General features: G+C 59.4%; 10 protein-coding genes and 5 tRNA genes. 12 read left to right on the top strand and 3 right to left on the bottom strand.

The features are described 5' to 3' along the window. Positions 1-61: 61 nt before the first annotated feature. Positions 62-2,170 carry a transketolase gene (gene tkt / locus NBH12_RS06005; protein WP_014483749.1) on the bottom strand — a complete coding sequence of 703 codons (2,109 nt, stop codon included), beginning with the start codon at positions 2,168-2,170 and terminating at the stop codon, positions 62-64. Between the two features lie 260 nt (positions 2,171-2,430). On the opposite strand from tkt, the gene hrcA reads away from it, so the two are divergent. Further along, positions 2,431-3,525: a heat-inducible transcriptional repressor HrcA gene (gene hrcA, locus NBH12_RS06000; protein ID WP_250819275.1), complete on the top strand. Its 1,095-nt coding sequence runs from the start codon at positions 2,431-2,433 to the stop codon at positions 3,523-3,525. A 54-nt stretch (positions 3,526-3,579) separates the two neighbouring features. Next, entirely contained in the window at positions 3,580-4,725 is a 1,146-nt protein-coding gene (dnaJ, locus tag NBH12_RS05995) for a molecular chaperone DnaJ (RefSeq protein ID WP_003829351.1), read from the top strand. A 140-nt stretch (positions 4,726-4,865) separates the two neighbouring features. Here the strand turns inward: dnaJ and NBH12_RS05990 are convergent, their stop codons facing one another. Then, positions 4,866-5,657 carry a fructosamine kinase family protein gene (locus tag NBH12_RS05990; RefSeq protein WP_025299825.1) on the bottom strand — a complete coding sequence of 264 codons (792 nt, stop codon included), beginning with the start codon at positions 5,655-5,657 and terminating at the stop codon, positions 4,866-4,868. 150 nt (positions 5,658-5,807) lie between these two features. Here NBH12_RS05990 and NBH12_RS05985 point away from each other — a divergent pair, with 150 nt between their 5' ends. Continuing rightward, entirely contained in the window at positions 5,808-6,692 is an 885-nt protein-coding gene (locus NBH12_RS05985; protein ID WP_250819274.1) for an undecaprenyl-diphosphate phosphatase, read from the top strand. Positions 6,693-6,842: 150 nt separating this feature from the next. Here the strand turns inward: NBH12_RS05985 and NBH12_RS05980 are convergent, their stop codons facing one another. Next, the gene (locus tag NBH12_RS05980) at positions 6,843-7,676 is read right to left on the bottom strand and encodes a PAC2 family protein (RefSeq protein ID WP_065454415.1); all 834 of its coding nucleotides are present in this window, start codon (positions 7,674-7,676) and stop codon (positions 6,843-6,845) included. A gap of 164 nt (positions 7,677-7,840) precedes the next feature. On the opposite strand from NBH12_RS05980, the gene NBH12_RS05975 reads away from it, so the two are divergent. The 9 genes from NBH12_RS05975 to ruvC all read left to right on the top strand — a co-directional run bounded on the left by NBH12_RS05975 (position 7,841) and on the right by ruvC (position 12,610). Beyond that, positions 7,841-7,913, top strand: a tRNA-Gly gene (locus NBH12_RS05975). A 28-nt stretch (positions 7,914-7,941) separates the two neighbouring features. Next, positions 7,942-8,012: transfer RNA gene (locus tag NBH12_RS05970), tRNA-Cys, on the top strand. A gap of 40 nt (positions 8,013-8,052) precedes the next feature. Then, positions 8,053-8,124, top strand: a tRNA-Val gene (locus NBH12_RS05965). 48 nt (positions 8,125-8,172) lie between these two features. Continuing rightward, positions 8,173-8,245, top strand: a tRNA-Val gene (locus NBH12_RS05960). A 31-nt stretch (positions 8,246-8,276) separates the two neighbouring features. After that, positions 8,277-8,352: transfer RNA gene (locus NBH12_RS05955), tRNA-Gly, on the top strand. A 143-nt stretch (positions 8,353-8,495) separates the two neighbouring features. Next, on the top strand, positions 8,496-10,529 hold the full coding sequence (gene thrS / locus NBH12_RS05950; RefSeq protein ID WP_250819273.1) for a threonine--tRNA ligase: 2,034 nt from the start codon (positions 8,496-8,498) through the stop codon (positions 10,527-10,529). Between the two features lie 11 nt (positions 10,530-10,540). Beyond that, positions 10,541-11,125 (top strand): HIT family protein, encoded by a 585-nt coding sequence (locus NBH12_RS05945; RefSeq protein WP_052790778.1) that lies wholly within the window; start codon positions 10,541-10,543, stop codon positions 11,123-11,125. A 139-nt stretch (positions 11,126-11,264) separates the two neighbouring features. Continuing rightward, positions 11,265-12,020, top strand: a complete 756-nt coding sequence (locus tag NBH12_RS05940) for a YebC/PmpR family DNA-binding transcriptional regulator (RefSeq protein ID WP_003829358.1) — start codon at positions 11,265-11,267, stop codon at positions 12,018-12,020. Positions 12,021-12,025: 5 nt separating this feature from the next. Beyond that, positions 12,026-12,610, top strand: coding sequence for a crossover junction endodeoxyribonuclease RuvC (gene ruvC / locus NBH12_RS05935; protein WP_025221694.1), 585 nt, complete (start codon positions 12,026-12,028; stop codon positions 12,608-12,610). The last annotated feature ends 43 nt before the right edge of the window (positions 12,611-12,653 follow it).

The raw sequence follows: 12,653 nt of genomic DNA, 5'->3' as shown, positions 1-12,653 counted from the left end.
TATATTCCGTTATGGAACAAATCTTGTTAAGCCCTCCCTCTAGTGAGGGAGGGCAGTGAAATCACTTGGCGGCTTCGACTTCGGCGATGGAGGCCTTGGCGGCTTCCACCACGTGCTCGGCGGTGATGCCGAGGTCGATGAGGTTCTGAGCACCGTCGCCCTGCAGACCGAACTGCTCGATGGAGACAGGCTTGCCGTAGGAACCGAGGTACTTGTACCACGGCATGGCAACGCCGGCCTCGACGGAGACGCGAGCCTTGACACCGGCAGGAAGCACGGCCTCCTTGTACTCGGCATCCTGCTCCTCGAACCATTCGAGGGACGGCACGGAGACCACGCGGGCCTTGACGCCTTCCTCAGCGAGGGTCTTGGCGGCCTTGACGGCCAGCTGGACTTCAGAACCGGTGGCCATCAGGATGACATCCGGAGTGCCTTCGGTGTCGACCAGGACGTAAGCGCCCTTGCGGACACCGTCCTTGGCCTTGGCAGCGGTCTCGGCGAGCACCGGAACACCCTGGCGGGACAGCACCATGGCAGCCGGCAGGGTGTTCTTCTTCTCGAAGAAGTAGCGGTAGGCTTCGGCGGTCTCGAAAGCATCGGCCGGGCGAACGACCTCAAGCTGCGGGATGGCACGGAAGGAAGCAAGGTGCTCGACCGGCTGGTGGGTCGGGCCATCCTCGCCGACGGCGACGGAGTCGTGCGTCCACACGTACAGGTTCGGGATCTCCATGAGGGCGGCCAGACGAACGGCGGAACGCTCGTAGTCGGAGAACATGAAGAAGGTGCCGCCGAACGGACGGGTGTGGGAGCCCAGCAGGATGCCGTTGGTGATGCAACCCATGGTGAACTCGCGCACGCCGAAGTGCAGCTGACGACCGAACTCGTTGCAGACCGGCCACTGCTTGGTGGCGCACTCAGCCGGAGCGAAGGTGGCAGCGCCCTTGAGGTCGGTCTTGTTGGAGCCACCGAGGTCGGCGGAGCCACCCCAAAGTTCCGGCATGACAGCGGCGATGGCATTGAGCACGGAGCCGGAGGCGCCACGGGTGGCGACACCCTTTCCGACCTCGAAGGTGGCCTCAAGGTCATCGATGGCCTTGTCGAAGCCTTCCGGCAGCTCGCCGGCCTTGATGCGGTCGTACAGGGCAGCCTTGTCCGGGTTGGCCTTGCGCCATGCGTCGAACTTCTCGTCCCATTCCTTGTGGGCCTCGAGACCGCGCTCAGCAACCTTGCGGGCGTGAGCCAGAGCCTCTTCGTCAACGTGGAAGTTCTCTGCCGGATCGTAGCCGAGGACTTCCTTGAGGCCGGCAACGGCCTCGGCGCCCAGCTTGGAGCCGTGAGAGGACGGATCGTTGGTCTTGCCCGGGGTCGGCCAAGCAATCAGGGTGTCGACCTTGATGAGCTTCGGCTGATCCGGAGCAGCGGCCTCGGCCTTGGCGATAACGTCGGCCAGGCCCTCGACGTCCTCCTTGTAGGAGCCGTCGGGCTGGATGAAGCTGAACTCGTCGGTGTACCAGCCGTAGGCCTGGAAACGCTTGAGCACATCCTCGGCCAGCACCAGGTTGGTGTCGCCTTCGATCTGGATGCGGTTGGCGTCGAAGATCACGGTGACGTTGCCGAGCTTCTGGTTGGCGGCAAGGGCAGCGGCTTCGCCGGAGATGCCCTCTTCGATATCGCCTTCACCGCAGATAGCCCAGATCTTGTGGTAAAACGGGGAGTCTTCCTTCGGGGTTTCCGGATCGAGCAGACCACGCTGGAAACGCTCGCCGTAGGCAAAGCCGATGGCGGAGGCGAAGCCCTGGCCCAGCGGGCCGGTGGTCATTTCGATACCGGGGGTCAGGCCGTACTCGGGGTGACCCGGGGTACGGGTGTCAGCGCCACCACGGAAGTGCTTGAGGTCGTCCAGAGTCAGGCCATAACCGGAGAAGTACAGCTGGACGTACTGGGTGAGGGAGGCGTGGCCACCGGAAAGGATGAAGCGATCACGGCCCTCCCAGTTGGGATCGTTCGGATCGTGCTTGATGAAATGCTGGTACAGCGTGTAGGCGATGGGCGCCAGGGAAACGGGGGAACCGGGGTGGCCGGAACCGGCGTTCTCCACCGCGTCAGCCGAAAGGGCCTTCGCCATCTTGATGGCGCGCTCGTCGAGCTCGGTCTCCTTGAATTCGGTCATGGATTACTTTCCTTCCAATTGGTCGGGCCGCGTATCCGGCTTGTGCCGGGCGCTTGACGCCCTCACATTGCGCTTACCATGCTAGCGATGGTTTGCGACGTTATGGTGCAATTTTGGCGTGTTTTGGTAGTTTGTGTTCTGTTAGCGTTCACAATTCACATCACTTCGCCGCAAACGAACGCATTAGCACTCGAAACCAATGAGTGCTAATACAATGAGAGCAGATTGCATACTGCAGATGTACATATAAGGAGGCGCGCATGACGCAATCACGTCGCATGCTGGTACTGCGCGCTGTGGTGGAAGATTACATTCGTTCGCAAGAGCCCGTAGGCTCCGCGGCATTGTCCAAGGAACGCGATTTAGGCGTCAGCTCTGCCACCATTCGCAATGATATGGCCGCATTGGAAGATGAAGGCTACCTGATTCAGCCACATACGTCCGCCGGTCGCGTACCCACTGAAAAGGGATACCGTTATTTTGTAGATCGACTGGCTACGGTTGTGCCGCTCAGCGAAGCTCAACGCCGCGGTATCAATAGTTTCCTATCCGGCTCGGTCAGCCTCAAGGACGCACTGCAACGTTCCGCACGACTGCTCTCGGAAATCACCGGTCAAGTTGCCATAGTCGCATCGCCTTCATTATCCAAGGCGACGTTACGCCACGTGGAGCTGGTACCAGTGGCCATGAGCACGCTACTTGCCGTGGTAATCACCGATACCGGTCGCGTGGCGCAGCACGGACTGACCGTCTCGGCCATGCCCACGGCCGACGACATCAACCGCCTGTCCGGTGCAGTCAATGAACAATGCAACGGTCAGTCCTTATCATCCGCATCCGAAACCGTGCGCGCCCTTGGCGGCACCGGATTCGAGACAGTGCGGGAGGCGTCCGACGCCCTGGCCGACGCCTTCGCATCGATGGCATTGGACGATCGCGCCAACGAATTGTATATGTCCGGCACATCGCATCTGGCGCATTCTCGTTCTCTGACCGATCTGGCACCGCTCTTCGACGCGCTGGAAGAGCAAGTGGTGCTCATGAAACTGATGAGCAACCTCAGCGAAGAGCCAAGCGCCACTGGCGTAGGCGTGTCCATTGGCTCCGAAAGCCACACACCTGAGCTCTTGCATGCCTCGGTGGTCAGTAGCGGTTACGGACGCAGTACTTCGCCCGTAGCGAACGATTCGGAACGCAACGAGACATCGCCCGATCAGGACAGCACCAACGAACCCATTGCTTTTGTGGGATCCATCGGCCCAACCCATATGGATTATGCGGCTACCATGGCCGCGGTCAGGGCAGTGGCAAGGTATCTCACTTTTTTTGTCTCGGAAAGCGGCTCCGGCGACTGACCGCAGGCTATGGCACAATAACCCGCAGACCAACGAATACAAAGGAACAAACAAGTGGCAGATTATTACGAGACGCTGGGCATCGACCGCAACGCGAGCGACGACGAGATCAAGAAGGCGTACCGCAAGCTCAGCCGTAAGTATCACCCTGATATCGCGGGACCGGAGTTCGAGGACAAGTTCAAGGAAGTGAACAACGCCTACGATGTGCTGTCCAATCCGGATAAGCGCCGTATGTATGATTCCGGCGTTGACCCCAACGATCCGAACGCCGGTGCTGGCGGCTTCTCCGGCGCGGGATTCGGCGATATGGGAGACGTATTCTCCACGTTCTTTGGTTCCGCATTCGGTGGCGGCTCACAGGGCCCGGTGCCGCGCACACAGCCTGGACGCGATGCGCTGGCTTCCGCTTCCATCGACTTGAAAACCGCCGTATTCGGCGGCACGGCGCACGTCAAGATCAATACGTTCTCCCTGTGTCAGGAGTGCGGCGGCTCCGGCGCACAAGGCGGCGCCCAGCCGGTCACTTGCCCGGACTGCCATGGACAGGGCTTCATGCAAAAGGTCGTGCGCACTATGCTCGGCCAGATGATGACCTCCGCTCCCTGCGAGCGCTGCGAGGGTCACGGCACCATCATCCAGAATCCATGCCCGAGCTGCATGGGTCACGGCCGCGTTCGCACCACGCGTAATGTGGGTGTCACTGTGCCGGCCGGTATCAACGACAATGCTCGACTGCGCTTGGCCAACCAGGGCGAAGTCGGTGAGGGCGGCGGCGCTGCCGGCGATTTGTACATTGATATTCGCATCAAGGCAGATAAGCAGTTCACCCGCGACGGCGATGACCTGCATTGCTGGATTCAGGTTCCGATGAGCTGGGCCGTGCTCGGACACGATCTGTCCATTGATACGTTTGACGGCGAGCAGACCGTATCCATTCCGGCGGGCTGCCAGCCTGAGGATACGGTGACGTTGAAGGGTCTGGGCGTTACCAATATTCGCAATAAGGATGAGCGCGGCAATCTGGTTGCCCATGTGAACGTACTGATTCCCACCAAGCTCAGCGAGTCCGAGCGGGGACTGATTGAACAGTTCGCCGCCTCGCATGATTCCGATGCCACGCACGTCTCCCAGGCTTCCCGTCCGCAAACCGGTCAGAAGAAGGGATTCTTTAGCAAGTTAAAGGATGCCTTGAGCTGATTCGTTCTTGGCGCCCCTCTCCGAGGTGGGGGGACTGGCAGTGAAGCTGACTGAGGGGGAGCTCGGGTACATCCGCAAGCTCCCCCTCAGTTGTCTAGCGACGACAGCTTCCTTCAGAGAGGGATGCCATGTGCCGCTAACTATTTCAGCAGTGAGCGGCACATGGAGCGATATTCGCTAACGTAGCCGCCGCCGAAGAACACACAATGGCCGGCAATGGGGTAGAGCTGCCAGAGCGTGATGCGATCCTGCCATCCAGCCTTCAGCGGATGCACCGACTGATAGCCCTCGGTAATCTGCGTCAAATAGCTCATACCGAACAGGTGCAGCATGGCCAGATCCTCTTCACGGTGACCACCATGTGCCGCCGGGTCGATGAGCACGGCCTCGGTCTGTCCGGAATCAGCAGTCCACATCACATTGCCACTCCACAAATCACCGTGGATGCGGGCTGGCTTGTCTTCGGCGGCACGGCCCATGATGTCAGGCAATGCCTCGATTACCTTTTCCGTCAGATCGACATCACGCTGGTCAAGTTCACCGCGCTTGACGCCAAGCTCGACCATCGGGCGCAGACGGCCATCAGCAAAGTAGCTGATGGGATCGGTCCATTCGCCGGTATCCATCTTTACCGGATCCTGCAACGGCCCGAAGTAGCATGTGCCGTCATATCCTTCCGGCGCAGAACCGAAATATTCGGCACCGGCATCATGCATGCGTGCGAGCGCCGCGCCGAATTCCAATGCGGCCTTGGCCGTGGGGGAGGAGCTGTTCACTCGCTCGATGTCGAGATAGTCTTTGCCCCAGTCATAGACCTGCACCACACGCGGGCCACCCTGCGCATGCGCGGCACCCAACCATTGCAGTCCGCGTCCTTCGCATTCGAAGAATCCCTGAGGAGCAAAAGCCCTGCTTTTACGATATGTACTCATAGCCGTTCCCTCCAGCATGGTTGTGACGTTTTGCACTCGTATTCATTGTAGAAGCCGTGCATGTTACCAATTCTTAGTGCTGTTCTACACCCCAACCGGTAGGGTGTTCAACGTCATAACACATTACGTATAGAGAAATCTCGAGGAATTATGAACCTCTTCCAAGCGATTGTTCTCGGCATCGTTCAGGCACTTACCGAGTATCTGCCGGTATCGTCCAGCGCGCATATCCGCATCGTCGGTGATTTGATGTTGGGCTCCGACCCCGGCGCTGCTTTCACTGCCATCATCCAGATTGGTACTGAGCTGGCGGTTATTCTGTATTTCCGCCATGACATCGCCAAAATTCTTACTCACTGGTTCGCATGCCTGTTCGGCAAGAACGGCAAGGACTGGAAGGCCCGCATGGGCCGTGGGGACAACTATGCCACGCTCGGCTGGAATATCATCGTCGGCTCGATTCCGATTGTGATTCTTGGCTTCACTCTGCAGAACGTCATCGAGACCACGCTGCGTAACCTGTGGATCACCGCGACCGTGCTGCTGCTGTTCGGCGTTCTGCTGTGGGTTGTGGATGCCCGCGCCAAGCAGACCAAGACCATGGACGATATGACGTATCGTGATGCGTTCCTCTTTGGTCTAGGTCAGTCCATGGCCCTGATTCCTGGCGTTTCCCGTTCGGGCGGCACCATCACCGTGGGCCGTGCGCTTGGCTATGAGCGTGAGGCCGCTGTGCGTTTGAGCTTCCTGATGGCCATTCCCGCCGTATTCGGTTCCGGTCTGCTTGAGGCCGTCAAGGCTGTCAAGGACTACAAGACCGATGCGATGTTCCCCGGCTGGGGTCCCACACTGATCGCCATGGTCATCAGCTTTATTCTGGGCTACATCGTGATCATCGGATTCCTGAAGTTCGTTTCCACGTTCTCCTACAAGGCGTTCGCCATCTACCGCATCGCCTTGGCAGTGGTGGTTGCCCTCCTGCTGATCGCCGGTGTGTTGCCGGCCATCGACCCGTCAGTGGCCGCAGCGGCTTAAAGAAACACTGCATCGTCAATACTGCTCCCGCTGGCAGGAGCTGGCTCGCTTTGCGAGTCTGAAGGTGGTTCTGTCTGGAATACCCAGTGACCACCCTCAGTCGGCTATGTCGACAGCTCTCGCCGGCGGGGGCATTATTGTATTCTCAGGTCAGCTACCCATTTGGCGTAGGAACGCCTCGGCCTCTTTGACGAGCTGTTCCGCTTGGGGCGCGCCCAGCGAGGCCTCGGCATCGGCCTTCTGCTTCAGGTCATAATCATGCTCAAGATGGGTCACATAATCCTGCAGCTGCTCGTTGCAACGAACTAGTACCGATGCCTGTGATTTCCATTGTTCAGCCTTGCGTTCCAACTCGCTGACATCAAAAGAGAAACCGATGCGATGCCCCAAAGCATCAAGCAGGCGCATGGTGCCCGCCGCGCATTCGTCGCTGCCGAGATATTGGGGGATGGAAACCCACATGGAGGCATGGAACATGCCACGTTCCGCAGCGAAAATATCCAGCACGGTGGGGATGCCCACAGGACCGTTGTATTCCCGGTCTCCCTCACACTGGCAATTGCCGTCGCTCACGGAAATGGGCAGAGGCCTGCTATGGGGGCAATCAGAGAACATCGAGCCGAGAGTAATCACACTATCCACATCGAGTTCTTCAGCGATGGCGAGACTCTGGCTGCAGTATTCCTTCCAGCGGTAGTTAGGCTCAGGCGCGATTTGGGCAAATATTCGATGCCCCTCATCAAGCACAATCTCGTAGAACGTAGTTTGCGGCCAAATAAGATTAGTACGACCGGATACATGGCACAGCATGGGACGAGACACCTGATAGTCATAGAAGGCGTCGCAGTCTATATGGCGAATCTCACGGGATTCGTAATGCTTGACCAGATAACGGACGACGTTCGAAGCCGCCTGGCAAGCATCATTCCATCCCTCGAAAGCGGCGATCATCACCGAACTTGGGGTATTCGCATCTTCACTCATACCTCTAGAGTAACGTGGACTTGATATCATATATGTTTGCTTCAGCCATAAGCGAGGAGTCAAGAACGGCACACCAGAAACGACACGCCGCAGCTGGACGAACTACACGCTTGTGAGTATAGTAAACACTCGTGCTTTGAGCGAGGAATCCTCATGAAGCACATGCGGACATAGCTTAGTTGGTAAAGCGCAACCTTGCCAAGGTTGAGACCGCGGGTTCGAGTCCCGTTGTCCGCTCTAGGTCCGACGAGTTGACAGACCTTACGGTGGGTTAGCCAAGCGGTTAGGCAGCGGCCTGCAAAGCCGTATAGACGAGTTCGACTCTCGTACCCACCTCTCAGGCAGACGAAGAAATTCGCTTGCAGGAGCATGACCCGGGCGGTTGGCGCAGTGGTAGCGCACTTCCCTGACACGGAAGGGGTCACAAGTTCGAATCTTGTATCGCCCACGCAGGCCGAAGCAATTCGGCTCGCATAGCTGAATACCGATTGATTTCGGGCGATTGGCGCAGCGGCTAGCGCACTTCGTTCACACCGAAGGGGTCGTAGGTTCGATTCCTACATCGCCCACTGGAATCCGCTTCTCACGGCGGAATCCTTTGCGGACATAGCTTAGTTGGTAAAGCGCAACCTTGCCAAGGTTGAGACCGCGGGTTCGAGTCCCGTTGTCCGCTCCACCAAAACCTCGCTCCGGCGAGGTTTTTTTGTATTTGTTCAGGCTTTGCCAAATGTCGCACACCCAACCTATCGTGGCCTACGTTGATTACCCAGTCCAGGCCTGCACATTAGTACCGCGGACCCCGATAGCAAAGGACAAATCATGGCGCAAGCTACCATCTCCATCACAGTCAACGGCGAAGCAAAGGAGGTGGAAGCAACCACTACCGGCGTCGAATTGTTCGCAGAAGACAAGAACATCGTTGCGGTCAAGCTCAACGGCGAAAACCGTGACCTGTACACGCCGCTTGCCGACGGCGACACCGTAGAGCCCATCACGCTCGACTCCGAAGACGGCCTCGCGATCATGCGTCACTCGGCCACCCACGTCATGGCCCAGGCCGTGCAGGAGCTCTATCCGAACGCCAAGCTCGGCGTCGGCCCGGTGATCAAGGACGGCTTCTACTACGATTTCCAGGTTGACAAGCCCTTCACCCCGGAAGACCTCAAGGACATCGAGAAGCACATGCAGCGCATCATCAAGTCCTCCCAGTCCTTCCGCCGCCGTTCCGTGACCGAGGAAGAGGCCCTGAAGGAAGAGGCCGACCAGCCCTTCAAGATCGAGCTGATCGAAGACAAGGAAGCACACCTCGACCCCGCCGCCGCCACCGAGATTTCCGAGAAGGAACTCAGCTTCTACGACAACGTCGACCGTGACGGCAATGTGGTCTGGAAGGACCTGTGCCGCGGCCCGCACCTACCGAACACCCGCTACATCAAGGCTTTCAAGATTGAGCGTTCGGCCGCTGCCTACTGGCGTGGCAGCGAGAAGAACCCGACCATGCAGCGCATCTACGGCACCGCTTGGGCCAACAAGGAAGATCTCAAGGCATACCAGACCCGTCTGGAGGAAGCCGCCAAGCGAGACCACCGCAAGCTCGGCGCCGAGATGGACCTGTTCTCCTTCCCGGACGAGATCGGCCCCGGCCTGGCTGTGTTCCATCCGAAGGGCGCTGCCGTGATCAACGCGATGGAGGACTACTCCCGCGAAATGCACCGCAAGCACCACTACAGCTTCGTGCAGACCCCGCATATCACCAAGGGTGGTCTGTACGAGACTTCCGGTCACCTGCACTGGTACAAGGATGGCATGTACCCGCCGATGCACCTCGATGAGGAGTACGACGCGGACGGCAACGTGACCAAGCCCGGCTTCGACTACTACCTCAAGCCGATGAACTGCCCGATGCACAACCTGATCTTCAAATCGCGCCAGCGCTCCTACCGTGAGCTGCCGCTGCGCCTCTTCGAGTTCGGTACCGTGTACCGCTACGAGAAGTCCGGCGAGGTCCATGGCCTGACCCGTGTGCGTGGCTTGACTCAGGACGATTCCCACATCTACTGCACCCGCGAGCAGATGAAGGACGAGCTGACCAGCCTGCTGACCTTCGTGCTGAACCTGCTCAAGGACTTCGGTCTGTCCGACTTCTACTTGGAGCTCTCCACCAAGGATCCGGATAAGTACGTCGGCTCCGACGAGATCTGGGAGGAGGCCACCCGTACCCTGCGTGAGGTCGCCGAGGCATCCCACCTCGACCTCGTGGCCGATCCGGGCGGGGCCGCCTTCTACGGCCCGAAGATCTCCGTGCAGGCCCGTGACGCCATCGGCCGTACTTGGCAGGTCTCGACCATCCAGCTCGACTTCAACCTGCCCGAGCGTTTCCAGCTTGAGTACATCGCGAAGGACGGCACCCATCAGCGTCCGGTGATGATTCACCGCGCCCTGTTCGGCTCCATCGAACGCTTCTTCGCCGTGCTGCTCGAGCACTACGCTGGCGCCTTCCCGGCGTGGCTGGCCCCCGTGCAGGTGCTCGGCGTGCCGGTTGCCGACGAGTTCGCCCCGCATCTGGCCGGTTTCGTCAAGTCCCTCGAGGATGAGATGGTCCGTTGCGAGATCGACTACTCCGATGACCGCTTCGGCAAGAAGATTCGCAACGCCTCCAAGTCCAAAGTGCCGTTCATCCTCATCGTCGGTGAGGAAGACATGAACAACAACGCGGTGAGCTTCCGCTTCCGCGACGGCAGCCAGCTCAACGGCGTGCCGGTGGACAAGGCTCGCGAGCAGATCCTCGCCGTGATCGCCAAGCGCGTCCAGGTGAACTCCGCCGACGACTTCAACGCCGCTGTAGCTGAGTAAAGGAATACATGATGGCTGACGTGCGTGTCGATGATCCGGCGGACTTCCCGCCTCAGGAAGACACGGTCGAACGACTGTGGACCCCGCAGCGCATGACCTATGTGCTGCGCAACAGCGAGGATCGTCCGACCAAGCCCAAGTCGAAGGAATGTCCGTTCTGCGACGGACCGAAGAAGTCCGACGAAGACGGCCTCATCGCCTGGCGCGGCACGCACGTGTTCGCCATCATGAACCTCTACCCGTATAACGTCGGGCATCTCATGATTTGCCCGTACCGTCACGTCGGATTCATCACCGAACTTGACGACGCCGAATTGTTCGAGTTCGAGAAGGCCACCACCCTCGCCATGAAGGTGATGGAGACCGTCTCCCATCCGGACGGATACAATATCGGCATCAATCAGGGCGAGGTAGCGGGCGCGGGGGTCGCGGCCCATCTGCATCAGCATGTGGTGCCGCGCTGGAACGGTGACGCGAACTTCATGCCCATCGTCGCCCAAACGCGCACCATGCCGATTCTGCTGTCCGATCAGCGGGATGCGTATGCCAAAGCGTTTGCGCAGCTGGCTTCCGACTACCATCTGCCGCTCGTCTGATACCGGCACGATACCCTCATGCATCTGGTCGAACCAGCGCATGATTCAAAAAGACAATCGAAAACATCACGGGTATGTCTGATTAACGGCCTACAATCGTTTCGTTTGACATCATCCGTTTATTACTGCTAGGAGCATTATGTCAGGTCATTCCAAGTGGGCGACCACCAAGCACAAGAAGGCCGCCATCGACGCCAAGCGCGGCAAGCTCTTCGCCAAGCTCATCAAGAACATCGAAATCGCCGCCCGCCTCGGCGGTGGCGACCCAGACGGCAACCCGTCCCTGTACGACGCCATCTACAAGGCCAAGAAGGCCTCCATGCCGGCCGACAACATCGCCCGCGCCGTCAAGCGTGGTGCCGGTGACGAAGACGGTGCCGCCAACTACGAGGACATCGTCTACGAGGGCTACGCTCCCGCTGGCGTGGGCCTCATCATCGAGTGCCTGACCGACAACCGCAACCGTGCGGCCGCCGAAGTGCGTTCCACCCTGACCAAGGGCAACGGCTCCCTGGCCACCTCCGGCTCCGTGTCCTTCAACTTTGAGCGCAAGGGCCAGATCGTGGTTCCGTCCGAAGGCGTGGACTTCGACAAGCTGTTCGAGACCGCAGCCGAGGCTGGCGCCGAGGACGTCACCGATGACGATGAGGTCTACACCGTCATCACCGGCCCGTCCGATTTGTTCACCGTGCGCAAGGCTCTGCAGGACGCCGGTTTCGACTACGATTCCGCCGACCAGGTCATGCAGCCAAAGAACGAGGTCGAGCTGAGCCTCGAGGATGCACGCAAGGTGTCCAAGCTCATCGACAACCTCGATGACCTCGACGATGTGCAGAACATCTACTCCAACTGGACCGCCTCCGACGAGGTGATGGCCCAGCTCGACGAGGAGTAATCCTCGTGATTATCCTTGGCGTCGACCCCGGGCTTACACGCTGCGGGGTCGGCGTGATCGAAGCCGGCGGGCACCGCCGGCTTTCGTTTATTCACGTGGACGTGGTGCGGTCCTCGCCGGACATCACCCAGGATCTGCGTCTTTTGGCCATCTATAACGGCCTGTCCGAGAAGATGGATCGCTTTGCACCCGATGCCGTGTCCATCGAACGTGTGTTCGCCCAGTCGAATCGCAACACTGTGCTCGGCACCGCACAGGCCGCCGGTCTTGCCATGCTCGCAGCCGCGCAACGCAATATTCCCGTGGCGCTGCATACCCCGACCGAAGCAAAGCTGGCCATCACCGGCAATGGCCAAGCTCAGAAGATACAGGTCGAACGCATGGTGACGCGCATTCTCAATCTGACCAAGATGCCTACGCCCGCCGATGCCGCCGACGCCCTGGCCTTGGCTATCTGCCACGCACTGCGCCCAGCTGGAGCTCTGCAGGGCGGCGAGCGCGAGCAGCATCTGACCGCCGCGCAACGTCAATGGGCCGAGGCCGCGCAGAACTCCGCGCGCCGCCGCATGAACCACGACCGAGGCATGTAGTATACTTTCGAACAGTTGTTCGAAGCCTTAAAGGAGCGTCTGT

Origin of the sequence: Bifidobacterium sp. M3-N-101 (assembly GCF_023656805.1) — a bacterium.
In the GTDB taxonomy this organism is placed as follows: domain Bacteria; phylum Actinomycetota; class Actinomycetes; order Actinomycetales; family Bifidobacteriaceae; genus Bifidobacterium; species Bifidobacterium breve.
Note: the sequence above shows the minus strand (reverse complement) of the source record. Positions and strands in the feature narration are given on the sequence as shown.

Bases quoted from the DNA above. Each gene is read 5' to 3' on its own strand.
- tkt (WP_014483749.1), bottom strand. From the start codon at position 2,170: ATGACCGAATTCAAGGAGACCGAGCTCGACGAGCGCGCCATCAAGATG.
- hrcA (WP_250819275.1), top strand. From the start codon at position 2,431: ATGACGCAATCACGTCGCATGCTGGTACTGCGCGCTGTGGTGGAAGAT.
- NBH12_RS05990 (WP_025299825.1), bottom strand. From the start codon at position 5,657: ATGAGTACATATCGTAAAAGCAGGGCTTTTGCTCCTCAGGGATTCTTC.
- NBH12_RS05985 (WP_250819274.1), top strand. From the start codon at position 5,808: ATGAACCTCTTCCAAGCGATTGTTCTCGGCATCGTTCAGGCACTTACC.
- NBH12_RS05980 (WP_065454415.1), bottom strand. From the start codon at position 7,676: ATGAGTGAAGATGCGAATACCCCAAGTTCGGTGATGATCGCCGCTTTC.
- thrS (WP_250819273.1), top strand. From the start codon at position 8,496: ATGGCGCAAGCTACCATCTCCATCACAGTCAACGGCGAAGCAAAGGAG.
- NBH12_RS05945 (WP_052790778.1), top strand. From the start codon at position 10,541: ATGGCTGACGTGCGTGTCGATGATCCGGCGGACTTCCCGCCTCAGGAA.
- NBH12_RS05940 (WP_003829358.1), top strand. From the start codon at position 11,265: ATGTCAGGTCATTCCAAGTGGGCGACCACCAAGCACAAGAAGGCCGCC.